The 22520-nt window shown below is 51.4% G+C and carries 20 protein-coding genes and 2 pseudogenes; 15 read left to right on the top strand and 7 right to left on the bottom strand.

The features are described 5' to 3' along the window. Positions 1-69: 69 nt before the first annotated feature. A complete protein-coding gene (locus tag DXH47_RS07280) occupies positions 70-456 on the bottom strand; it encodes a TetR/AcrR family transcriptional regulator (RefSeq protein WP_225423524.1) in 387 nt (128 codons plus the stop codon). Positions 457-810: 354 nt separating this feature from the next. Then, positions 811-1899, bottom strand: coding sequence for a YhgE/Pip domain-containing protein (locus tag DXH47_RS07275; protein ID WP_225423523.1), 1089 nt, complete (start codon positions 1897-1899; stop codon positions 811-813). 157 nt (positions 1900-2056) lie between these two features. On the opposite strand from DXH47_RS07275, the gene DXH47_RS07270 reads away from it, so the two are divergent. Then, positions 2057-2608, top strand: coding sequence for a TetR/AcrR family transcriptional regulator (locus DXH47_RS07270; protein ID WP_129032701.1), 552 nt, complete (start codon positions 2057-2059; stop codon positions 2606-2608). Positions 2609-3093: 485 nt separating this feature from the next. On the opposite strand, the gene DXH47_RS07265 is transcribed toward DXH47_RS07270, so the two are convergent. The 4 genes from DXH47_RS07265 to DXH47_RS07250 form a co-directional block, all read right to left on the bottom strand. Continuing rightward, positions 3094-3471 carry a hypothetical protein gene (locus tag DXH47_RS07265; protein ID WP_129032700.1) on the bottom strand — a complete coding sequence of 126 codons (378 nt, stop codon included), beginning with the start codon at positions 3469-3471 and terminating at the stop codon, positions 3094-3096. A gap of 123 nt (positions 3472-3594) precedes the next feature. Next, a complete protein-coding gene (gene yidA / locus DXH47_RS07260) occupies positions 3595-4404 on the bottom strand; it encodes a sugar-phosphatase (RefSeq protein ID WP_129032699.1) in 810 nt (269 codons plus the stop codon). Positions 4405-4410: 6 nt separating this feature from the next. After that, the gene (locus DXH47_RS07255; protein WP_129032698.1) at positions 4411-5775 is read right to left on the bottom strand and encodes an HD domain-containing protein; all 1365 of its coding nucleotides are present in this window, start codon (positions 5773-5775) and stop codon (positions 4411-4413) included. Positions 5776-5788: 13 nt separating this feature from the next. After that, positions 5789-6619: a lipoate--protein ligase family protein gene (locus tag DXH47_RS07250; RefSeq protein WP_129032697.1), complete on the bottom strand. Its 831-nt coding sequence runs from the start codon at positions 6617-6619 to the stop codon at positions 5789-5791. 213 nt (positions 6620-6832) lie between these two features. Between DXH47_RS07250 and DXH47_RS07245 the strand changes: the two genes are divergently transcribed. From DXH47_RS07245 to DXH47_RS07225, 5 genes are all read left to right on the top strand, one after another. Continuing rightward, positions 6833-7273 (top strand): DUF1934 domain-containing protein, encoded by a 441-nt coding sequence (locus DXH47_RS07245; protein ID WP_129032696.1) that lies wholly within the window; start codon positions 6833-6835, stop codon positions 7271-7273. 44 nt (positions 7274-7317) lie between these two features. Further along, positions 7318-7980, top strand: coding sequence for a DNA-directed RNA polymerase subunit delta (rpoE, locus tag DXH47_RS07240; RefSeq protein WP_129032695.1), 663 nt, complete (start codon positions 7318-7320; stop codon positions 7978-7980). A 173-nt stretch (positions 7981-8153) separates the two neighbouring features. Continuing rightward, positions 8154-9761 (top strand): CTP synthase, encoded by a 1608-nt coding sequence (locus DXH47_RS07235; protein WP_129032694.1) that lies wholly within the window; start codon positions 8154-8156, stop codon positions 9759-9761. Positions 9762-10072: 311 nt separating this feature from the next. Beyond that, positions 10073-11359, top strand: coding sequence for a UDP-N-acetylglucosamine 1-carboxyvinyltransferase (locus DXH47_RS07230; protein ID WP_129032693.1), 1287 nt, complete (start codon positions 10073-10075; stop codon positions 11357-11359). 99 nt (positions 11360-11458) lie between these two features. Continuing rightward, positions 11459-11710, top strand: a complete 252-nt coding sequence (locus DXH47_RS07225) for a type B 50S ribosomal protein L31 (RefSeq protein WP_129032692.1) — start codon at positions 11459-11461, stop codon at positions 11708-11710. Positions 11711-11885: 175 nt separating this feature from the next. Here the strand turns inward: DXH47_RS07225 and DXH47_RS07220 are convergent, their stop codons facing one another. Beyond that, positions 11886-13268 carry an amino acid permease gene (locus tag DXH47_RS07220; RefSeq protein ID WP_129032691.1) on the bottom strand — a complete coding sequence of 461 codons (1383 nt, stop codon included), beginning with the start codon at positions 13266-13268 and terminating at the stop codon, positions 11886-11888. Positions 13269-13388: 120 nt separating this feature from the next. Here DXH47_RS07220 and mmuM point away from each other — a divergent pair, with 120 nt between their 5' ends. The 9 genes and pseudogenes from mmuM (at position 13389) to DXH47_RS07180 (ending at position 22520) form a co-directional block, all read left to right on the top strand. Further along, a complete protein-coding gene (mmuM, locus tag DXH47_RS07215) occupies positions 13389-14336 on the top strand; it encodes a homocysteine S-methyltransferase (protein WP_129032690.1) in 948 nt (315 codons plus the stop codon). Positions 14337-14981: 645 nt separating this feature from the next. Then, a complete protein-coding gene (locus DXH47_RS07210) occupies positions 14982-16103 on the top strand; it encodes a 5-methyltetrahydropteroyltriglutamate--homocysteine S-methyltransferase (RefSeq protein WP_129032689.1) in 1122 nt (373 codons plus the stop codon). A 38-nt stretch (positions 16104-16141) separates the two neighbouring features. After that, positions 16142-17332, top strand: a complete 1191-nt coding sequence (locus DXH47_RS07205; protein ID WP_129032688.1) for a trans-sulfuration enzyme family protein — start codon at positions 16142-16144, stop codon at positions 17330-17332. Further along, the gene (locus tag DXH47_RS07200; RefSeq protein WP_170954980.1) at positions 17307-18002 is read left to right on the top strand and encodes an amino acid ABC transporter permease; all 696 of its coding nucleotides are present in this window, start codon (positions 17307-17309) and stop codon (positions 18000-18002) included. The genes DXH47_RS07205 and DXH47_RS07200 overlap by 26 nt, the downstream gene beginning before the upstream one ends. A 10-nt stretch (positions 18003-18012) precedes the next feature. Then, positions 18013-18777: an amino acid ABC transporter ATP-binding protein gene (locus tag DXH47_RS07195; protein WP_129032686.1), complete on the top strand. Its 765-nt coding sequence runs from the start codon at positions 18013-18015 to the stop codon at positions 18775-18777. 36 nt (positions 18778-18813) lie between these two features. Next, a complete protein-coding gene (locus DXH47_RS07190; protein ID WP_129032685.1) occupies positions 18814-19632 on the top strand; it encodes a transporter substrate-binding domain-containing protein in 819 nt (272 codons plus the stop codon). A gap of 213 nt (positions 19633-19845) precedes the next feature. Continuing rightward, a pseudogene (gene pyrR, locus DXH47_RS11870) lies at positions 19846-20271 on the top strand (bifunctional pyr operon transcriptional regulator/uracil phosphoribosyltransferase PyrR); the annotation flags it as partial. Between the two features lie 21 nt (positions 20272-20292). Continuing rightward, positions 20293-21228: an aspartate carbamoyltransferase catalytic subunit gene (locus DXH47_RS07185; RefSeq protein ID WP_170954981.1), complete on the top strand. Its 936-nt coding sequence runs from the start codon at positions 20293-20295 to the stop codon at positions 21226-21228. A gap of 2 nt (positions 21229-21230) precedes the next feature. Beyond that, positions 21231-22520: pseudogene (locus DXH47_RS07180) on the top strand (dihydroorotase).

Here is a 22520-nt window from a genome sequence, read left to right as displayed (position 1 = left end):
TCATGTCCATGTCGTCAAGATTACCGGAAAGTCTTATCGACTAAAAGGCGTCGGTTGACCGCCCAAAACCTACATTTTTAAACCGCCATAAACCTGCATTTTATCACCGCCCTTGACACGATGTACCGTGTATGAGAAAAGCTCGTAATTTTGTAAAACTTGTCGACGATTTTTGTTGTCAAACCAAAATTTGAAAAAATCGTCGATAAAATCGTTTAAACAAAGCACTGGAGCTTCTTTCAATATTCCGATAAAATCATTTGCAGAATTGTCCAAAAAGCCTTCAATGATTTTTTGGGTGGATGAGTAGTGACGATAAAATGTTTTTCTAGCTACCCCTGACTTTAAGCAAAGTTGTGTAACGGTAATGCCGTCGAGTTTTTGGCCATCCGCAATTAAATCAAATAAATTGTTTACCAATTTAGCATCAGTTAGTTGATATTGTTCTCGTGACATTTACGTTATCCCCTTTCATCAAAACCCTTTAGGAAGATAAATGATCATTTGTTGAATCAAATAGTGGCAAACCAGGGATATGCTGACCACACAACCTGGTTTAACCACTATTCATGTCTTAACTTCGTTTTTACTAAGTTCAGGATGGTTAAAAGAGTTGGAAATAAATTTTACGCTAAGCTGTCTGCTTTCCGTTTCTTAATGAGAGTAGAGGCATACATGACAATGATTGAAGCGATGCCAATGTACAGCAAGCTCAACATTGAAGATCCAGTGATGGATGCATCTGTAATATACATCTGGTTAAGAATAAGATCATAGGCAAATCGAATTGGCGTAATATCATAAACGTAATTATGATAGAAGGGACTCAGCATTTGTGGAATGAAGGTAATGACTGCCATTGAACCAATCCAGATAATCAGCAAATCCTTTTAGTCCAAGCAAATCGAGTACAGCTGACTGCAGGAGATAGAAAACAAATGAGATACCACCAATCAGCAATAGAAATTGTTCTGGATCATGAATTGGGACGGCGTAGCAAACTTTGGTGAAGAAGTAAACTGATACCGCAATCGCAATCGCAATCACAATTGCGACCCCTGAAATTAATTGACTTGTGACACTAGTTAATGAGAGGCGACCATCACGCCGTTTCTTCTCATTCTTACTATGGTCGCGCCAGTTCAGCAAACTCGCAATCAGACTGCCGAGCCAGCAGAAGATGGTGACTAAGAATGGCGCCATACCACTTACTTCCTTGGTTGAAACCTTATTACGTTTGATAAGCGTTGCGTGAATTGGTGTTTGCAATTTAGACCAGTCTTGTGGGGAGAGCGTTAGCCCTGATTTATTTGCAACGGTGATATATTTGTTAGAAATCTTCTGATTGAGACGATCAGTCATCTTTGGAAGGGCAGTCGTCAAAATGTTTGCAACAGTAACGTTACTTCCTTGACTGATGTATAAAGATACTTTTGCTTGTTGGGGAGTTTTCTGGGTTAATGAATTGGCTAAGACTTTTTGTTGCTGGAATGGTGCCGTCTCAGCCGCCATTGGCGTTTTAACTGCCAGTGCGTCTAGTTTCTGAGTGATGATCTTACCTTTCAAATAGTCTGTTTGTTGATTGATAGCTTTAGTAAATCCTGAATGAATGACAACAGCCCCGTAGTATTTTCCGGATGCAAAACCTTTAGTGAGTTCACTCGTGTGGGTTACATTGACCCATTTGATTTCAGAATTTTTCTTACGACTCTCTTTCCGTAATTTCTTCACCACATTCTTAGCATCTTTTCCGTTATCGTTGACGACTAAAGCTAGTGGTAAATGCCGAACCTTAACTGTGCTTCTAGCGCCAACTTGTGCAAAGGCAAATAATCCAATTAATATAGTAGCGACTAACATGCAGATCCAGATACTTTTTCTCTTAAATACACTGACCATGTTCATTACCCCCTTTTTTATTCTATGGGTAGTTTAAATTAATGTTGAAATTAAAAACATGGCCAAATTAATCTGATTTGTGTCTTAATGCTCCAAAGAGCAGTAATATGAGCCGTAAGGTTACAGAATTGACAGAATTGGTAATGGGGGATTCGATATGACGGATTTTAGAATGAAAAAAACTGACGATGTTATCACAAAATCATTTGTTGACCTAGTCATAGAGAATGGTTTTGATAAGGTTACCGTTAAGGATATTGCACTCAGATCTATGGTTAGTCGTAAAACGTTCTATTTACATTATGAGGACAAATTCGCACTGACAGATGTCATATTACAAGATATTCTGACGTGGCTTGATGAGGCCTTGAAAAAAAAGGTATTACTCATAAATCAGGGAATTGTCTTAAGTGACGCATTTAGTGAACTAGAACCGGAACTTAGACAATTAATGAGATATTGGAGCAGACCGATAAACGCGATAATGACAATTCCACAAGCTAAAATGCGACTAATGGATGGTATTAAAGATACTTTAAGTAATAATCTACAGACAGCTCTCAAACGTCCAGAGTCAGATTTGGAAATAAATGTTATTGGTGGCGTAATGTTAGGGATGATAAGCTATTACTTGCAAACAAATGACTTTCCATCAAGCAACGAAATTCATCAATTATCAGACACGCTTAATTTGATATTTGGAACGTAGCATCGGTCAGCCACATCTCTTTTACAATTACATTTTACCGAAGCGTTTCGTTTCACAGTAACTAATGCAAACATGGATTGAACTGAGAATTGACGCTTATCGTTGACCATCTTCATCTGGCAGACTTGACCACGCTTCGACTCATTATTGAAGGGTTACCAGCACCTAATTACTGGGCAATCGCCTGATTGGAAGTTCTTTCATTGTGTCGTACGAAGATTTCCCCATGTTCGAACCGTTAAATGGATAGCCCGTGATATGTTAAGCTGTTCTTGGTCCAAGCTAAAAGATCGCTTTTATGGGGTGTTTTAGGCACGCCAATTTAGTGTGATATATGGCCTTCGTAGAGAAGATGTCGGGATAAGCCACCAATCGTTAAGCGTAGGCCGCTTGGCTGCTGATGGCTAGTCGAGATGAGATGCGACCAAAATGGCGTTGGTGACAAGTCGTCACCAACGCCATTTTAGTTTGAATTTCAGGACTAATTACCGGTAAAGGTTCATTTTGTGGCCGTCGAGGGTTACCCGGACGTGGTGGCGACTGATAAAGTGCCAGTTGCCCGCCGTGGTGATAGTTTTGCCGAGTTCGAATTCGTACCCTCTAAATTTGTAGGTGTGGCGGCCGACTTTTTTGTACTTCAAGTGGGTTAAATGCGGGTCATTGTCATTGAGTACGAAGAGTTTGTGGGTAATATGTAACGAGTCATACATACCGCCTTTTGGAGAGTTACGCTTGTCCGTCCAGGTGCCCCGAGCAATCTTGGGAGCGCCCTTATGCCAGGTTGCCGCCTGGGCCGTTGTCCCCGGAACGGCCAGTGGGGCGACTAATAACACAGTGACTGCTGCCAATAAAACTTTCTTCATAATATCCATCCCCTTGATAGTTTTGAACCGTCTCAAATATACCCTTATCCGCACGAAAAAACCATCCTAACCGGTAATCGGCGGATGGTTTTTAAATGACTCGTTAAGCTATTAATCGGGAGGTTACTTGAGGGCGTACTTGCGAATCGCCGCAGCAACCCCGTCTTCCGCGTTGGTCAGGGTGACCGCATCGGCGGCCTGCTTAACGTCGTCGATGGCATTGCCCATGGCGACCCCTAAGCCGGCGTATTCGATCATGGTCAAGTCGTTGCCCTGGTCGCCCAACGTCATGATGTTGTCGGCGGTGAGTCCTAATTTATCGGCCAAGCCCCGCAGTGCGTTGCCCTTGCTGGCGGCCTTATTCATGACTTCGATAAAGAACGGGGTACTTTGAACCACGTAGTATTTATCGCGGAAGTCTTGGGGAATCAATGGCTTGATGCGGTCGATGTCCTTTGCTTCGGCCACGTACATGGCCTTAGAGATGGTGACGTCGCGCGGCATTTCACTGACTTCGCGGTAACGAATCAACATCGTGACCAGGTTGCTTTCAAAGATCGTGTAGGGACTGATGTTCTTGTTGGCCGTGTAGATGTAGTCGGGCGTTTCGATTTGGAAATTAACGCCGACCTTGCGGGAAAAGGCTTCGAGGTCGATGTAGTCGTCGAAGGTCAACGAGTGGTTGATCAAAATATTGCCGGTCACGCTCTGGGCAACGGAGCCGTTGTAGGTGATGGCGTACTGGTCGTCACCGCTGATGCCGAGTTTCTTGATGTAAGGCGCCACACCACTGAGCGGCCGCCCACTGCACAGGACTACCTTGATGCCTTGGGCTTCGGCGGCTTTGACGGCGTCGATCGTGGCGGGAGCCAGTTCGTTGTTTTCGTTGAGCAGGGTGCCATCGATGTCAATTGCAATCAGTTTAATCGTCATGAAAGTTTAGTTCTCCTTTGGTTGAATCAATTGGTTGTTCTGGATATAGCGACTGAAATCGTCGTAGATGGGCTGGAAGAGTTCCGGCGCGCTTTGGTCCGGCATCAGCATCTCCTTGGGGAAGAAGAACCGCTGGTCACCGGAGAACTTGCCCCGTAAGGCATTGACCAAGTCCGAGACCGTGGACAGTTCAAGCAACGAGCCATCGGGTTGTTGAATCTCGATTTGGGTCAACGGGTGGGCCACTTTAGGGTCGTAAGCGTCGTCATAAGGCAGGTCGTAGCTGTTGTCCGTCGCCGTGTAATAGTCGGTGTTGAAGCCCGCCGATGCAATCAATTGGCGCAAAGGGGCAATCAGTGGCTTGGTCTCGGGCGTGTAAGCGACGCTCTTCAGGGGCTTACGGTCCAAGAAACGGTGGGCCAGGTCGGCTAAGATGTCGTCGGGCGACTGGCGCCAGTGCGTAAAGTAGGTGGTCAAAACACCGTCGTCGAGGTACAGGTAGTCCTGCAGGTCGAACTGGTGGTTGAAAAAGGGCAACAAGAGGTGTGGAACGAAGCTGTCGTCACTTTGGCCGCTCTGGTACAAGTAGTTGGCCCGGGCCAACAAATGGTCCAAGATGACTTCCATGGCCCGGGAGACCGGGTGAAAGTAGATTTGCTGATACATCTGAAAGCGACTCATCACGTAGTCTTCGACCGCGTGCATCCCGTTCATGGCAAAGGCAATCCCGCCACGGTACGGCCGCATGACCCGCAAAATCCGGGTTAAATCGAAGGTTCCGTATTGGGTGCCAGTGTAGTAGGCGTCACGCAAGAGGTAGTCCATCCGGTCCGCATCGATTTGACTGGAAATCATCTGGACCACCTGGGGATTCGGGTAGGTCTTTTGAATCACGCTGGCGACTTCTGCCGGAAAGGTCGGGCTGACTTTGCGCAAGACCTGATTGACCTCGGTGGTCGGTGACGTGAGAATCTCCGCCGTGATGGCCTCGTGGTCGGTGTGGAAGATGTGCTCGAAGGTGTGCGAGTACGGGCCGTGACCGATATCGTGGAGCAAGGCCGCACACAACGCGGTCAGGCGTTCGCGGTCGTCCCAGCCGCCATCTCCTGGGGTAGTCGTCGGGTAGTTGCGTTGAAAGTTATCGCAGATCTGCCGGGTGATTTCGTACACGCCCAGGCAATGGGCGAAGCGGTTGTGTTCCGCCCCGTGAAAGACCAAGGATGCCGTCCCCAGTTGTTTGATGCGCCGGAGCCGTTGAAATTCACGGGTGTTGATGAGGTCTAAGATGACCTGGTGACGGACATAAATATAATTGTGAACGGGATCGCGCAGCACCTTTTCGTGGGGCAACAAAGCGGTAGCGTAGGACAAAGTGAAGACCTCCTTACAGATTTAGGCGGGGTTGGCGCCGGGCCATTTGGGCCGTGGCGTGGGCCAGCGCTGTGGTGAAGCGGGGTTGTGTTAACAGACTTGCTAATTTGGCGCGCCCGACCCGAACGCCGGCTTGCTCACAAGCCTGGATGAAGCGGTGTTGCGCGTCCGCTAAGGTCACAGGTTGCCCCAGCAAAGCGGCCGTGGTGGTCATGCTGGCCGGGTCGACGTTTGGAAAGTGCCACTGGTTGGGCTGACCGGCCAAGCCGGCACGGTAAAAGTCCTGGATGGCTCGGCCCCGACTGGGTTGATCACCGGTCACACTGAGGTAGAGCATGGTGACCAGCGCGTGGGCGTTGCGGCGCTGTGAGATACCGGCGATTTTTTGCCCGGCGACGCTCAGATCGTAATCGCCCGGGCAATACGAGCGGGTGATTTCCCCGGCCGTGATGGTCAGTTCGGGCCAGGCTGCTTGGACCAAGGCCAACATCTGCGCGTAAGCGGCGTCGACACTGATCGGTGGGGTGGTCAGCGGACTGAACAGCGACACGTTGAGGACGCCCTCATCCGCAATCACGGCTAGGCCACCGGAGTTACGCAACACCCAGTTGTACCCGTGACCCTGGACTTGACGAATGGCGGCGGCCAGGTCAGGCAGACGCTGATCTTTCAAGCCTAAGATGACGGTCGGGGGCATCTGCCAGAAGTGTAGGATGGGTTGCCCCAGTTCGGTAACAAAGTCGAGCAGGGCGTTGGTGTAGCCGAACGCTTGGTTCTTTTGGCGAGCGGAGATTGGCGTGGTCACCGTTTGGAGGGCGTTCGCCGAAAACGTCAAAGCGGACATGACACGGGCCTTCTTTCCTGAAAATCTCTATCTTCTTATTATACTAGAAATCAAGCGCGCCGTCAGGCCGGACGGTAGCTTTGGTGGGGGCGGCTTTCACCGTCATACCAGGGGAATGAAAGCTCATAAAATGAAAAAGGGAATTTGTAGGTTTTTACCACTAAATGAACTATAATTGAACTTGATATGAGTAATAGAAAGGAAGGACCGATGATGGAGCAACTTTCAGCGGGCGTTCCAGTCGCCATTCACTTGGAAACCCACATTAAACAGGACCAGGATGTCTCGGATTACCGCTTAGACGTGGACGGTCAACTGGTACAAGTGGGTGCCAACATGTATCTGCGGTATTTGGAACCCAATCAAGAAACGGGCAAACAAACGCCGGTGACCATGAAGTTCACTCCCGACGGTGAGATTCACCTGACCCGTAACGCCGAAGCCGAATTACGGCTCCACTTTGTCAGTGGCAAGCGCGTGACGGCGCGGTACCGGACCCCGTATGGCATCATGCCCATCGAGACGGTGACCCCGTATTTGGAAGCCGATTTTCAGGAACGGCCCTTCAGCGGGAACATTAAAATTGACTATCTCCTCTATGCGGGCGAACAATTAGTCGGAAACTACAAGATTAGATTGCAATTTACGGCGTAAGCGAGTATTATGTTTCGTAGACTGTGGAAAGGACGTGCACCGGTTTGGAATTAAAAGTCTTTGAGGGCCAGAACAAAAGTGAATTATCAATGATCGAGGTTGCTCACGCCATTTTATCGCAACACGGCGACGTGATGGCGTTTGCTGATTTAGCTAACGCCGTCCAAACGTACTTGGGCGACAGCGATAAGGTGATTCGGGAACGGCTATCCCAATTCTATACGGATTTGAACGTTGATGGTAGTTTCATTTCTCTGGGTGATAACCTTTGGGGACTGCGAACTTGGTATCCGTTCGAATCCATCGATGAAGCGACGGTCCACGCCGAAGATGACGAGGACCAACCAAAACGTAAGAAGCGCAAGAAGGTCAACGCCTTCTTAGCCGATACCACCGACGACGATGACGTGATCGATTACGATGACGATGATCCCGAAGATGATACGGATGCGACTTACGCCAACGATGACGATGACGACGATGCGACTGGCAACGGCGCGGCTTCGTTGGACAAGTTACAGAACGGCTTAGGTCTGGAAAACGATGATGAAGAAGACGGGACGGAAGAGATTCCGGACGGTATCGAAGATCAGTTATCCCAGATGGATGCGCCTGACGATGAAGAAACCGACAATTTAGATTTCTCCGCCGATGACGACGAAGCCGATGATGATGACGACGAGGAAGACGACGATTCCAACAAGTAAGTTGTGGATTTAGCCTTGACTTAAGTCAAAAAAGCAGGTACTATGTTTTTTGGGCTCCTTGCTACTTGTAGTAAGGACAACTGAACGGTTATCTCCCTATTCCAACGAATAGGGAGCTTTTTATTTGTTTCAACCGTAGACGACCCTAAATAATCTTACAAGGGAGCTAGACAATGACCAAATATATTTTTGTGACTGGCGGCGTGGTTTCATCATTAGGCAAGGGAATCGTGGCGGCTTCATTAGGCCGACTGTTGAAGAACCGGGGCCTGAACGTAACCATTCAGAAATTTGATCCTTACATCAACGTGGACCCAGGAACGATGAACCCGTACCAACACGGGGAAGTCTTCGTTACCGATGATGGGACCGAAACGGATCTAGACTTAGGTCATTACGAACGGTTCATCGACAATGATTTGAACAAATACTCAAACGTCACGACTGGTAAGATTTATTCGGAAGTCTTGGAAAAGGAACGCCGGGGCGACTACTTAGGCGCCACGGTCCAAGTCATCCCACACATCACGGGGATGATCAAGGAAAAAATCATGCGGGCCGGCAAAACGCTCGGTGCAGACTTTGTGATTACCGAAATTGGTGGGACCGTCGGGGACATCGAATCCCAACCCTTCCTGGAAGCCATTCGGCAGATGAAGAGTGAAGTCGGCGATGAAAACGTGGTCTACATCCACACCACGTTGGTCCCGTACTTAAAGGCTGCTCATGAAATGAAGACCAAGCCAACGCAACATTCCGTCCGGGAACTGCGTAGCATTGGGATTCAACCTAATATCTTGGTCGTGCGGACAGAACAACCCATCACCGATGCCATGCGTCAAAAGATTGCGTTATTCTGTGATGTGAAGCCTTCGGCCGTGGTCGAATCGCGGGACGTGCCGACGATTTACTCGATTCCGTTGCGCTTACAGGAACAGGGCTTTGACCAGTTGGTCTTGGACCACTTCAAGGTCAACGCACCTAAGGCGGACATGCAAGATTGGTCCAAGATGGTGGACCACATGCAGAACTTGAAGCGGACCATCAAGATTGCCTTGGTCGGCAAGTACGTGGCCTTACATGACGCCTACATTTCGGTGGACGAAGCCTTACAACACGCCGGTTACCCGGTCGATGCCAAGATTGACTTAGACATGATCGACGCCGAAAAGATTACGCCAGACAACGTGGCCGACCTGTTGGGTAACGTCGATGGTATCATCGTCCCTGGTGGCTTCGGTGACCGGGGCATCGAAGGCATGATCACGGCCATTCGTTACGCCCGTGAACAGGATGTGCCATTCTTAGGGATTTGCCTGGGGATGCAGGTGGCTAGCATCGAATTTGCCCGCGACGTCCTAGGTTATAAGGACGCCAACTCGACGGAAATGGACCCCGATACGCAACACAAGATTATTGACCTGATGGCTGATCAAGCCGACGTCCACGAGATGGGTGGAACCCAACGGTTGGGCCTGTACCCGTGCAAGTTAAAGCCGGGTAGTGTCGCGGCCGCGGCTTACGACAACCAGGACATCATCCAGGAACGGCACCGGCACCGGTACGAATTCAATAACCAGTACCGCGCAGAAATGGCCGCTAAGGGCCTGGTCTTCTCCGGAACTTCACCGGACGACCACTTGGTCGAAGTCATCGAACTGCCGAACAAGAAGTTCTTCGTGGCGGCACAATACCACCCCGAATTCCTCTCCCGGCCGAACCGACCAGAAGGCTTGTTCCGTGACTTTGTCGCAGTTGCCAGCCAAACGGCCAAAAACTAACCTGTCTCAAGATAAACTAACTGAAGTCACGACGAGCCGAGAAGTTACTTCTCGGCTCGTTTGTGCCTTTAAAGCCCATGGTAACGGCCAAGGCTTCTCATGTCTTTCTCATGAAGTTGCCATTTAGTGGACCCATGGAATCGCTTTACATGATTTTTAGCCGGTTAGGGAGCGTTTTCTAGCGTCAATATATTACAATTTTGCTGAAATCCCTGGAAACGGTTGTCTTTTTGCCGCGCATTATTTATCATTAAAGCTGACTGTAATGGAGTCATCTATGAGAGATAAATTTAAGCGAGGATCGCATCACGATGAAAAAAATGATTATACACGGCGGCCAACGGTTAACCGGTGAGGTGACCATTGGCGGTGCCAAAAACAGCACAGTCGCACTTATCCCGGCCGCGATTCTAGCGGACACGCCGGTTCGTTTCGACATGGTTCCGGATATCCTGGATGTGCACAACCTGATGCTGATTTTAAAATCGATGAACGTCCATTCGACGTTCCAAGATGGGGTCTTGACCATTGATCCAACGGAAATCGTGGAGGCCCCACTTCCTAGTAAAGCCATTAAAAGTTTGCGCGCGTCCTATTACTTCATGGGCTCATTGTTGGGCCGGTTCCAACGCGCAACGTTAAGTTTCCCCGGCGGTGATAACATCGGTCCCCGGCCAATCGACCAGCACATCAAGGCCTTCAAGGCGTTGGGCGCCACGGTTAGCGAGCGAGATAATACGGTGCACATTACCACGGGTCCGGCAGGTTTGCACGGGGCCCGCGTCTTTTTAGACGTGGTTTCTGTGGGGGCCACTATCAATTCAATTCTGGCCGCCGTTAAGGCTGAGGGCACCACGGTGATTGAAAATGCCGCCAAAGAACCCGAAATTATTGACTTAGCCACGTTTTTGAACAACATGGGTGCTCACGTGCGGGGCGCCGGGACCGATGTGATTCGCCTCGAAGGGGTCAGCACGTTGCGGGCGATGAATACCCACACCATCATTCCGGACCGGATTGAAGCCGGGACCTATTTGTCGATGGCTGCGGCCGTCGGTGACGGGGTGGTCATCAAGAACGTCATTCCCGAACACCTAGAAGCCTTTACGGCGAAGATGATCGAGATGGGCGTAAACTTAGAGATTGGCGAAGACAGTATTTTCGTGCCCCATACTGAGCACTTAAAGGCGATTAAGGTCAAGACCATGCCCTTCCCGGGGTTTGCGACGGATTTGCAACAGCCACTGACACCGCTGTTGATGTGTGCGCAGGGGAGCAGTACCGTGATTGATACGATTTACCCCAAGCGCATCAAGCACATTGCCGAGTTGCGGAAGATGGGGGCTCACATTCGCTCGGAAAACGATATGATTATCGTGGATCCATCCAGCAAGTTAGAGGGTAGCGAAGTCCAAGCCGGTGAAATCCGGGCGGGTGCCGCGTTGGTTATCGCCGGTTTGATGGCGCAAGGTACCACGGTCATCGACAATGCTGACAACATTTTGCGCGGGTATGACCGCATCGTTGAGAAATTAACGGGGCTGAATGCTAGTGTGAGTATTAGTGTCGCAGCCTTAGTCGAAGACGTTCAAGATTAACATTGATGAGGACACCGTTTCATGCTATAATGTGACGGTTGACGATTAAAATCAATCTCTGGTCCATAGAGGGGTCAGGGCAAAAGGAGCGTATTTATTATGAAAACAGGTATCCATCCAGATTACCACCAAGTTGTCTTCCAAGATTCCAGTACTGGTTTCAAGTTCATTTCTGGTTCAACGGCAACTTCTGACGAAACCATCGAATGGGAAGATGGCAACACCTACCCATTGATTCGGGTTGAAGTAACGTCTGACTCACATCCATTCTACACGGGTAAGCAAAAGTTTACTCAAGCCGATGGTGCGGTCGACCGGTTCAACAAGAAGTATGGTCTTACCAACAACTAAACCGAATTTTAGAGGTCATCAGCTTTTGCTGGTGGCTTTTTTTGTGCCATCAAGTCATGTAAAACTAGTTGTAGGCAATTGGCGATGCAACAGGACTCGCCTGCTAAGAGCGGGAACAACAAAAAGCCCAGGTTGCTTCCGCGGGCGGGAAACGAACCTGGGCTTATAGATGGCGTTAATGATTAGCCCGGTGCTTTTTGAGGTGTTGACTCACGTAGTAGCCCAGATAACAGAGGACCACGAATGGAATCGTGTAGTACAAAGCGATTCGTTGATTGGGATCGAACCAGATCAGCAGGCAGGACAGACCACTCAAAATAAAGGCGAGCCAGGGAATCAGTGGGTAACCAGGCGTTTTGTATGCCAACTCGTCCAGTGAGTGCCCGCTTTTAAGGTAGGCCTTGCGGAAGTTGATCTCGGATAGCGCGATGGCCATCCAGACTAGTACAACGGCCAATCCCGAGATGGAAACCAGGACCAGGTAGACCGAACCGGCCGCGTAAATACTAGACAACAGGGCCAAAATCCCGCCCAGCATACTGGTAATCAACGCAATCAGTGGGACCCCACGCCGGGTCGTCTTTTTGAAGACTGCCGGAATCGTGTGTTCATTGGCCAGTGACCAGAGCATCCGCGTGGAGGCGTACAGCCCGGAATTAGCGGCCGACATGATGGCCGTTAACACCACGAAGTTCATGAGGTCGGCCGCGTAGGGAATCCCAATCGATTTAAAGACCAGCACGAACGGACTTTGCGTGACACCGGCCTGTTTGTACGGAATCAAAGCGGCCATGACGAACATACTGCCGACGAAGAAAATGATGAGCCGCCAGAGCGTGGTGCGGATGGCCGTTGGAATCGTCTTAGCGGGGTTCTTGGCCTCACCGGCCGTGATGCCGATCAGTTCGGTCCCCGAAAAGGCAAAGTTCACGGTCAACATCGTGGTGAAGACACCGCCAAAACCGTTGGGGAACCAGCCGTGCGCGTAATAGTTAGTCAGAAACGGCGCACTGCTGTGGCCGTGTAGCGGCAGTAGGCCGACCATCGCCAACCCGCCCAGAATAATGAACGCGACGATGGCGATGACTTTGATGCTGGCAAACCAAAATTCTGCTTCGGCAAACCAGCGGACCGATAGCGCGTTAACGGTGAAGATGACGACCATGAACAGCAGGCTCCAGATCCAGGTCGCCACGTGCGGGAACCAGTTTTGCATGATCAGTCCAGCTGCGGTGAATTCCGACCCTAGGGCAATCGTCCAGGTCAGCCAGTAGAGGATCGCGACCGTAAAGCCGGTCCCCGGTCCGATGTAGCGCTTGGCATAAACGTGAAATGCCCCGGTGTAGGGCATCGCAACGGCCAGCTCACCCAGACATAGCATCACGAGGTAGACCAGTAGGGCACCGACCGTGTAGGCAATCAGGGTCCCAATCGGGCCGGCCTGATGAATCGTATAACCGGAACTTAAAAACAGTCCCGTCCCGATTACCCCACCTAAGGAGATCATCAACACGTGACGGGGCTCCATTTGGCGGTTTAAATGGGTTTCTTTTGACATGGTACAAAGGCCTTCCTTACTTGCAAGATTTCGTTGATTAGCCTAAGATGATTAAAATAGAATGAGGAAATCGACAATGCTATAAGAATAACATAAGTCACAGGTAGAGAGGAAATTTAAATGCAGGATTTAACACTGAAAACTTTATTGGATCAAGGCCCGGTCGTCTTAGACGGCGCGATGGCCACGGAACTCGAAAAGCGCGGCGTAGCGACCGATAGCGCGTTATGGTCGGCCACGGCAATGCTCGACCACCCAGACGCGATTGCGGCGGTCCATCAAAGTTATTTTGCGGCCGGTGCCCAGATTGCGATTACTAATACTTATCAGGCCAACGTACCGGCCTTCGTGAAGGCGGGCATTGCCGCCAAAAAAGCGCGGCAGTTGATTCAACAGGCGGTCCAGATTGCTAAGGACGCCCGGGCCGATTACGCGGCTAGTCACCCTGGATTTCAGGCTGTAATTGCTGGCAGTATCGGGTCCTACGGGGCTTATCTGGCAGATGGCAGTGAGTACACTGGCAAGTACCATTTGGAACCGGCGGCCTACCAGGAGTTTCATCGCGAACGCCTTGATTTGATCACGGGGGTCGGGGTCGATTTGATGGCCTTGGAAACCATGCCGAAACTAGAAGAGGTCCAAGCGTTAGTTGATCTGCTGACTAAGACACACCCGCAACAAAAGTTCTGGGTCAGCTTCAGCATTGCCGACCCGCAAACGCTGTGTGATGGGACGCCACTGGCTGAGGCGGCGCAGTGGGTCGCCCAGCAACTCAACGCGGTGGCGGTCGGTGTCAACTGTACGGCTTTGGAAAACATTACGCCCGCCCTCAAAACGCTGGCTTCAGCTGTTGATTTGCCACTGATCGTGTACCCGAATTCGGGCGACCAGTACGACCCTACGACCAAGACCTGGCAACGGACCGCTCGCAGTCACCAGTTCGATGATTACGTCGGGGATTGGTTGGCCAATGGCGCACAAATCGTCGGTGGCTGCTGCCGGACGACGCCGCACGACATTGCGACGGTCAGTCGGATTATGCGGCAGGCGGAGGTTACGGACGAGTAGAGTTCAGTCGTGAGATAAATATTATTAAAGATGCTGATAAAGCTTCAATTCATTGCTGAATTGAAGCTTTTTTTCGTGAAATTTAGACGAACTAGGTGACCTGATGGTTTAGAGATTAGTGACGACCAGATAGTAATAATGGGCCGACCGCTCAGCCAGTGTTGAATCGCCAAAAATAAAAATATTTTTAATGGGGCCTAACGTGAGTGTTGGCGAGCGAGGAGCGCGAGAAAATGAGCTTGCAAGGGACGGTGTTTTTTGTGGCACGGCTTGACAAGTTCGCGAATAAGTTTTAAATTGATGACATTCAAATGAGATAGCAATGAAAATTGAATGATAGTTCGCGGTGAAAAGATGAGTAGCACTGGCCGGCATGCCAAGAGAGCCCAGGGGTGATGGAACTGGGTGATGTCGTCAGGGTGAAGAATGGTCTTTGAGCGATAGGTCGTTGAGCCCTTGCGGTGAGGCGGTCTTGGCCTGGTTCCCATTATCCAACCCGAGTATAACTCACGTTGTACTTTGTAAGTTATCCGGTGTGAGCCGGGTAAGAATTAAGGTGGTACCGCGACAATCGTTCGCCCTTGACTAGTCATAGTCAAGGGCGTTTTTTTATGGCTTGATCATCAAAAAGGAGGATGTTGCATCATGACTGTACAGACCCAAATAAAATTTCCTAACCGTTTCGATATTGTGGGGAGCTTCTTACGCCCCGAACGCCTCAAGCGGGCGCGTGCCGCTTACCAGGCGGGGGACTTAGACCGCGTCGGGTTAACCCAAGTGGAGGACCAAGAAGTCGAACGGTTAGTCAGCAAGGAAATCGACCTGGGCTTAAAGGACGTGACCGATGGCGAGTTGCGGCGGAGCTGGTGGCATCTGGACTTTCTGGCCGGGTTGACCGGGGCCGAGTTCTTTACCCCGGCGCACGGGTTCATCTTTAATGGCCAGGAAACGCGTAAGGGCGGTATTCGGATTACCGGCCCCTTGCAATACAACCCCGACCACCCGTTTTTCCAGGCCTTCACCTACCTGAACGGCATCGTGCCCCAAGGCATTACAGCCAAACAAACGATTCCGAGTCCGTCAGTACTATTCCCCAACGAAGCGGCCGAAATCTTTGACGAGTACTATGACCATGATTTCGACGCCTTCTTAGCCGATGAGATCAAAGCCTACCAGGACACCGTCCAACACTTTTATGACTTGGGTTGTCGCTATCTCCAACTCGACGACACCTCCTGGGGGATGTGGGCCAGCTTTTCCGATAAAGTCATCAAACCGGAATTAAAGCCCCTGTGTGAAGCGGCGGTCAAAGCCATCAACGCGATTGCCGACAACAAGCCGGACGACTTGACGCTGACCATGCACGTCTGTCGGGGCAACTACGATTCCAATTGGGCGGGGGCCGGCGCCTATGATCCGGTCGCCGACTACCTGGCGCAGTTGCATATCGATGGCTACTTTTTGGAATACGACGACGAACGCTCCGGCGGGTTTGAACCGTTAGCTAAGATTGCGGCTAACGGACGGGACCAGCGAATCATCTTAGGCTTGATTACCACCAAAAAGCCAGAATTGGAAGCCGCCGCGACCTTGACCACCCGTCTTAAACAAGCCAGCCAGTATGTGCCGTTAGACCAATTAGGGTTGTCACCACAGTGTGGGTTTGCCTCCACGGAAGAGGGCAATCACCTGAGTGCCAACGACCAGTGGCGCAAGGTCACGTTGACCGTTAAAACCGCCAAGAAAGTTTGGGGCGCCCAAGCGTAAGTCGCAACTGAAAAACACCATTTGAGAGGAAGTTTAGCATGACAAAATTCAACACGAAATTGATTCACGGCCAAGACCAACACGACAACAGCACCGGTGCGGTGAACGTGCCGATTTACACCTCGTCGACCTACAAGTTCCCCAGCGTGGAAGCCACGTTGAACTGGGACTATTCCCGGTCAGGGAACCCCACGCGGGGGTATTTGGAAGACCAGATTGCTGACCTGGAAAACGGGGCGCGCGGGTTTGCCTTTTCGTCGGGGATGGCCGCCATTCACGCGGTCCTGGCTATCTTTAAGCCCGGCGATCACATCATCGTGGCCGACACCATTTACGGCGGGACTTTCCGGCTGATCAACGAGTTCTTTAAACGCTGGCAACTCGATTTCACCGCGGTGGATACTCAAGACTTAGACGCCATCAAGGCGGCGATTCGGCCCAACACCAAGGCGATTTATTTCGAACCGGTCTCCAACCCGTTGCTGAAGGTCACCAGCGTGAAGGCTGTAGCGGCGGTAGCCCGGGCCCACGATATTTTGACCATCGTGGATAACACCTTCTTGACCCCATACTTACAACGCCCCTTAGATTTAGGCGCCGACATCGTCTTGCATTCGGCGACCAAGTACTTAGGCGGCCATTCCGACGTCATTGCCGGATTAGTGGTCACCAAGACCACCGAGTTGGGTGACGCCATTTACTTCAACCAAAACGGTATCGGTGGGGTCTTATCCCCGGAGGACGCGAACTTGGTCCGGCGCGGGATTCAAACGCTGGCCGTGCGGATGGACCGGCACCTTAGCAATGCCCAAAAGATTGCGGAATTTTTAGATTCCCGTGACGAGATCAGCAAGGTCTACTACCCCGGTTTGGACGGCACGTTGGACCATCAAATCGCCACGGCGGAAACGGATGGTTACGGTGGCGTGGTCTCCTTCGACTTAGCGCCCGGTCTTGACAGCATCAAGTTTGTGGAGAGTCTTAAGTTGATTTTACTGGCGGAAAGCTTAGGCGCCGTGGAAAGTTTGATTGAGCTACCGTACAAGATGACGCACGCGGAACTGTCCCCCGATGAACAAGTAGCGGCGGGCATCACCCACCAGCTGGTTCGGTTGTCAGTGGGGTTGGAAGACGCCAGCGATTTGATTGCCGATTTGAAACAGGGGTTGGAACAAGTTACGCAGGCTAAGGGAGGCGATGCGCTTGTGGCAGATCGTTCAAACAGCTAGTCCCCAACTGATTAAAGCGGGGTTGACCTATACGATTCCCATCGCGGTGGTTTCGTTTGCGATTGGGTTAGTCATTGCATTACTCACCGCGCTGATTCGCTTGTCCCAAAAACGGGGCGCTTTCCTGATTTTGAAACTGATTTTTCGCTTTTACGTTTGGGTCTTTCGGAGCACGCCGTTACTGGTCCAATTGTTTATCGTTTACTTTGGCTTACCATATCTGAAAATTCAGGGTTTTACGCCCAACGGGATTCAACTTGACCCGGTTTTCGCTGGAATTCTGACGTTTTCACTCAATACTGGGGCTTATTGCTCGGAAACGATTCGGGCATCTATTTTGTCCATCAATCAAGGCCAATGGGAAGCCGCGTACTCCATTGGGATGACCCGTAGCATGGCATTATTTCGGATCATCTTGCCCCAAGCCGTCCGCATCTCGTTACCGCCGTTGGCCAACAGCTTCATTAGCCTGGTCAAGGACACGTCGCTGGCCGCATCGATCACCATCGTGGAAATGTTCGAAGTCAGCCAACAAATTGCGGCCCAGAACTATCAACCCCTGATTATGTACATGTTAGTGGCGGTCTACTACGCCATCTGCTGTACCGTGTTGACTTGGCTACAGGGATACCTGGAGAAGGTCACATCGCGTTATGTCGTGACCAAGTAAGGAGGCTGCTATGCTAAAAATTACAGGATTGACCAAGAGTTTTGGCTCCCAACAGGTGCTGCATGGTTTGACGACTAGTTTTCCGGAACAACAGACCACGGTGATTTTGGGTCCGTCCGGGTCAGGAAAATCAACTTTGTTACGGTCTCTGAATTTTCTGGAACGACCCGAAAGCGGCCAGTATGACTTTGACGGCCTTCAGATTGATTTGAGCCAGCCCGTCTCGCAGGCCACCATTTTGAAGGTTCGCCGGCAAACGGAAATGGTTTTTCAAGGGTATAACCTGTTTCCCCATCTGTCGGTCTTGAAGAACGTGACGGAAGGGCCAATCTACGTGCGGCATCAAGCCAAGGACAGTGCCCAAACTACGGCCAAACAGTTGTTGGCCAAGGTCGGCTTGGCAGACAAAGCCGATAGTTACCCGAATCAGTTGTCGGGTGGTCAGGCACAACGAGTGGCCATTGCTCGGTCACTAGCGATGCAGCTGGAATACATCTTTTTGGATGAACCGACCAGTGCCTTGGACCCGGAACTGGAACTAGGGGTGCTGAAGGTGTTGCTCCAAATTGCGCAGGAAAAACAATCGATGATCATCGTCACCCATAACCTCGCTTTTGCTCGGCAGGTAGCCGATAAAATCATTTTTATCGAGCACGGGAAGATTTTATTCGACGGGTCTAGCCAGGACTTCTTTGCCACGACGAATCACCGGATTTTAGCTTTTATTTCGGCGATGACCTTTGCGGATTTGACTGCGACTGGAAAAACATCTTAACGTGATGAGTTAAAAATTTGTGAGGAGCGTGTGGAAATGAAACGAGGAAAGATTTGGCATGTGTTAGCGTTGGGCTTGGCGGTCGTGACCGTTGGGAGTTTATTGACGGCTTGCGGTTCAAAGTCATCAAGTTCGGCCAATAGTGGTTATCAGTCTGAGTTGAAGACGTCTAAAACGTTGACCGTTGGCTTGGAAGGCACTTATCCGCCGTATTCATATCGTAAGAACGGTAAACTAACCGGGTTTGAAGTGGATTTGACTAAAGCTGTCGCCAAGAAAATGGGGTTGAAAACTAAGTTCGTTCCGACCAAGTGGGATAGTTTAGTTGCCGGTTTGGGCAGTTCTAAGTTTGACGTGGTGGTCAACAACATCACTCAGACCCCAGCTAGAAAGAAACAGTACCTGTTCTCCACGCCGTACGTTTATTCGAAGTACGCGTTAGTGACGGCTAAGAGCAACACAAGTTTGAAAACAACGAGTGACGTGAAGGGCAAGAAACTGGCCGAAGGAACCGGGACGGATAACGAACTATTGGCCAAGAAACTTGGGGCCAAGATTTTACCATCGGGTGAGTTATCGTCAACCTTGGACCTGGTACGTCAAGGGCGCGCAGACGCGACCATCAACGCCGAATCAGCCCTGTTGACCTACAAGAAGAGCAATAATTTAAACGGCTTGAAATATCGAGTTTTGACCAACAAGGAACAAGCACCGGCCAAGATTTCGGCGTTGTTCAATAAGAAAAATCCTAAGCTGCGGACCAAGTTCAACCGCGTATTGAAGCAGTTACGTCAAGATGGGACATTGAAAAAATTATCGGTCAAGTACTTTGGCAGTGACATCACCACGAACTAATGGGGTGTGAGTGGCGACCCAAAGATTGCCTATTGACATCCCCGATAGAGTTGGGTACACTTAGTCCAATTAAACCAGCGCCTTTAAATTAGTCCTGTGAGACTGAGAAGGGAACGTGTTTTTTGAGGAAGTCCCTAACACTTTCACAGGCGAAGTGTGGGGACTTTTTTGTGCCCTGACTTGGCGACAACGAACAGAAAGTAGGTGACACGAATGGAACGAGACGTGATGGATGCCTTAGGGATGCGCCGGGCGTTGGCACGGATGACCTATGAGATCATCGAACAGAATCAAGGCGTGGCCTCACTCGTGTTAGTGGGCATCAAGACCCGGGGAATCTACTTAGCCCAACGGATTGCGGCGCGACTGCAACAGTTGGAGCACGTGACGGTACCGGTGGGAACGTTAGACATTTCTTTGTACCGCGATGACCGGCCGCACACAATCGACGTGCCCGGTCCAGCCAAGGTGACCGGGACGGATTTACCGGTCGGCATCACCGACCAACACGTGATTTTAGTGGATGATGTGCTGTTTACTGGCCGGACGGTCCGCGCGGCCTTGGATGCCTTGACAACAGTTGGGCGTCCGGCCCGGACGTCGTTGGCCATTTTGGTTGACCGCGGCCAGTTGGCAGAAAACTTAAAGGAGACGACAATCATGGACCAAGTAAACAATCTGGTAAGTGTAGATCAATTCAGTAATCAAGACGTGATGGCGCTGTTGAAGCAGGCCCAGGCCTTTCAAAACGGGCAAACGGTCGAACTCACCCGGCCGGTCTACGCGATGAACCTCTTTTTTGAAAATAGCACCCGGACGCATACCAGTTTCGAGATGGCCGAACGGCGCTTAGGGTTGCAACCCTTGGCCTTTAACGCCCAATCTAGTTCGATGACCAAGGGCGAAACGTTGCTCGACACCTTAAAGACGGTCCAGGCCATCGGCGTCGATTTAGCCGTGATTCGCCACCCACAAAACGCCTACTACGACCCGTTAGTGGCGGCAAATCTCACGCTGAGTCTAATCAACGCGGGGGATGGTAGTGGCCAGCACCCGTCGCAATCCTTACTGGACATGCTGACGATTTACCAGGAATTCGGGCACTTCGCCGGCCTCAAGGTTGCTATCGTGGGAGACATCGACCATTCGCGGGTGGCCCGGTCCAACATGCGGCTTTTGACGCAACTGGGCGCGACGGTCTACTTCAACGGCCCCAAGGAATGGCTGACGGAAGATTTCACAGCTTACGGCGAGTATCGTGATTTAGACGACCTCGTGGAAGACGTGGACGTCATGATGCTGCTGCGGGTCCAGCACGAACGTTTGGCCCAGGCCAATAATGTCAGCTTCGATGCACAGGCGTATCACGAACGCTATGGGCTGACGGTTGAACGGGCCAAGCGGATGCCGGCTCACGCCATCATCATGCACCCGGCACCGGTCAACCGTGGCGTCGAACTGGCCGACAGCCTGGTCGAAGCGCCGCAATCGCGGATCTTCCAACAAATGACTAACGGCGTTTACGTGCGGATGGCGATGATCACTCAACTGCTGGCGCACCGCGGCTTACTGGCGCACGCGCCGTTGGAGGTCTAGCCATGACGACAGTGCTGATTACCAACGCTAAGATTCTGCGTGACGGGCAGTTACGGTCCATGGAAATCCTGATTAAAGCGGGACGCATCGCCGCTATCGCCCCGCAAGTTGCGGTCGAAGCAAGTACCATCGACCAACGCTTCGATGTGGGGGGCGCTTTCGTGAGTCCCGGCTTAGTCGACGTCCACGTGCATTTGCGTGACCCCGGGTTCACGGCGAAGGAAACTCTGGCGACCGGAACGTTGGCCGCGGCGCGAGGTGGGTTCACCACCGTGGGCGCGATGCCCAACGTCGACCCGGTGCCGGATACGCCGCAACGGGTGGCCGCACAGGTCGCCCGCAACCAGGCCGAAGGACACGTCCACATCGCCCAGTACGCCAGCATTACCACCGATCGAACCGGGGATGAGCTGGTCGACTTCGCTGGGGTCAAAGCGGCTGGGGCCTTTGCCGTCAGTAACGACGGTTCAGGCGTCCAAACGGCTGGCACCATGCTACAGGCCATGCGTGGGGCTGCGCAGGCGGGATTGCCCCTAGCGGCCCACGTCGAAGACGACTCGTTGACGGCCCATGGCGTGATGAATGCCGGCCCGATTGCGTAACGCTTAGGGTTGCCCGGTATCCCCAACGTAGCCGAATCGGCGCAACTGGCACGGGACTTGATGTTGGCCGAAGCCAGTGGCGTGCACTACCACGTTTGTCATGTCTCGACCGCCGAAAGCGTTCGCGTGATCCGCGATGCCAAACGGGCCGGTATCCACGTGACCTGTGAGGTCAGTCCCCACCACCTGTTGCTTACGGACGAGGACATCGTCCACGACGACCCGCAACTCAAGATGAACCCGCCGTTGCGCGCGCCGCGGGATCGGGCCGCATTACTGGCCGGGGTTTTGGACGGCACCATCGACATGGTGGCGACTGACCACGCGCCGCACACCCGCGCCGATAAAAAGGGCTCGATGGCGACCGCGGCGTTTGGCATCACCGGGTTAGAGACCGCCTTTGCCGTCCTGTACACCCAGTTGGTCCAACCACGAATTTTGACGCTGGGCCAACTGGTCGATTTGATGAGCACCAAACCAGCCCAGCTCTTTAATTTGCCGGGGGCGGGGCAACTCAAAGTCGGGGCACCGGCCGATCTAGCAGTCTTTGACCTAGCGCATCCGGCAGTCATCGATGGCAACCAAATGTTATCCAAAGCGCAGAACTCGCCGTTTATCGGCTGGCCCGTGGTGGGGACGACCCTGCTGACACTAGTGGGCGGCCGGGTGGCTTACAGAAAGGAAGATTAA

This window comes from Levilactobacillus suantsaii (assembly GCF_004115745.1).
Taxonomy (GTDB): Bacteria; Bacillota; Bacilli; order Lactobacillales; family Lactobacillaceae; genus Levilactobacillus; species Levilactobacillus suantsaii.
This window is presented reverse-complemented; position numbering and strand designations above follow the sequence as displayed.

Coding starts and splice junctions, on each gene's coding strand:
- DXH47_RS07230 (WP_129032693.1), top strand. CDS start 10,073: ATGAAAAAAATGATTATACACGGCGGCCAACGGTTAACCGGTGAGGTG.
- DXH47_RS07275 (WP_225423523.1), bottom strand. CDS start 1,899: ATGGTCAGTGTATTTAAGAGAAAAAGTATCTGGATCTGCATGTTAGTC.
- DXH47_RS07245 (WP_129032696.1), top strand. CDS start 6,833: ATGGAGCAACTTTCAGCGGGCGTTCCAGTCGCCATTCACTTGGAAACC.
- DXH47_RS07195 (WP_129032686.1), top strand. CDS start 18,013: ATGCTAAAAATTACAGGATTGACCAAGAGTTTTGGCTCCCAACAGGTG.
- DXH47_RS07270 (WP_129032701.1), top strand. CDS start 2,057: ATGACGGATTTTAGAATGAAAAAAACTGACGATGTTATCACAAAATCA.
- DXH47_RS07225 (WP_129032692.1), top strand. CDS start 11,459: ATGAAAACAGGTATCCATCCAGATTACCACCAAGTTGTCTTCCAAGAT.
- DXH47_RS07210 (WP_129032689.1), top strand. CDS start 14,982: ATGACTGTACAGACCCAAATAAAATTTCCTAACCGTTTCGATATTGTG.
- mmuM (WP_129032690.1), top strand. CDS start 13,389: ATGCAGGATTTAACACTGAAAACTTTATTGGATCAAGGCCCGGTCGTC.
- DXH47_RS07235 (WP_129032694.1), top strand. CDS start 8,154: ATGACCAAATATATTTTTGTGACTGGCGGCGTGGTTTCATCATTAGGC.
- DXH47_RS07205 (WP_129032688.1), top strand. CDS start 16,142: ATGACAAAATTCAACACGAAATTGATTCACGGCCAAGACCAACACGAC.
- DXH47_RS07185 (WP_170954981.1), top strand. CDS start 20,293: ATGGACCAAGTAAACAATCTGGTAAGTGTAGATCAATTCAGTAATCAA.
- DXH47_RS07250 (WP_129032697.1), bottom strand. CDS start 6,619: ATGTCCGCTTTGACGTTTTCGGCGAACGCCCTCCAAACGGTGACCACG.
- DXH47_RS07190 (WP_129032685.1), top strand. CDS start 18,814: ATGAAACGAGGAAAGATTTGGCATGTGTTAGCGTTGGGCTTGGCGGTC.
- DXH47_RS07265 (WP_129032700.1), bottom strand. CDS start 3,471: ATGAAGAAAGTTTTATTGGCAGCAGTCACTGTGTTATTAGTCGCCCCA.
- DXH47_RS07280 (WP_225423524.1), bottom strand. CDS start 456: ATGTCACGAGAACAATATCAACTAACTGATGCTAAATTGGTAAACAAT.
- DXH47_RS07220 (WP_129032691.1), bottom strand. CDS start 13,268: ATGTCAAAAGAAACCCATTTAAACCGCCAAATGGAGCCCCGTCACGTG.
- yidA (WP_129032699.1), bottom strand. CDS start 4,404: ATGACGATTAAACTGATTGCAATTGACATCGATGGCACCCTGCTCAAC.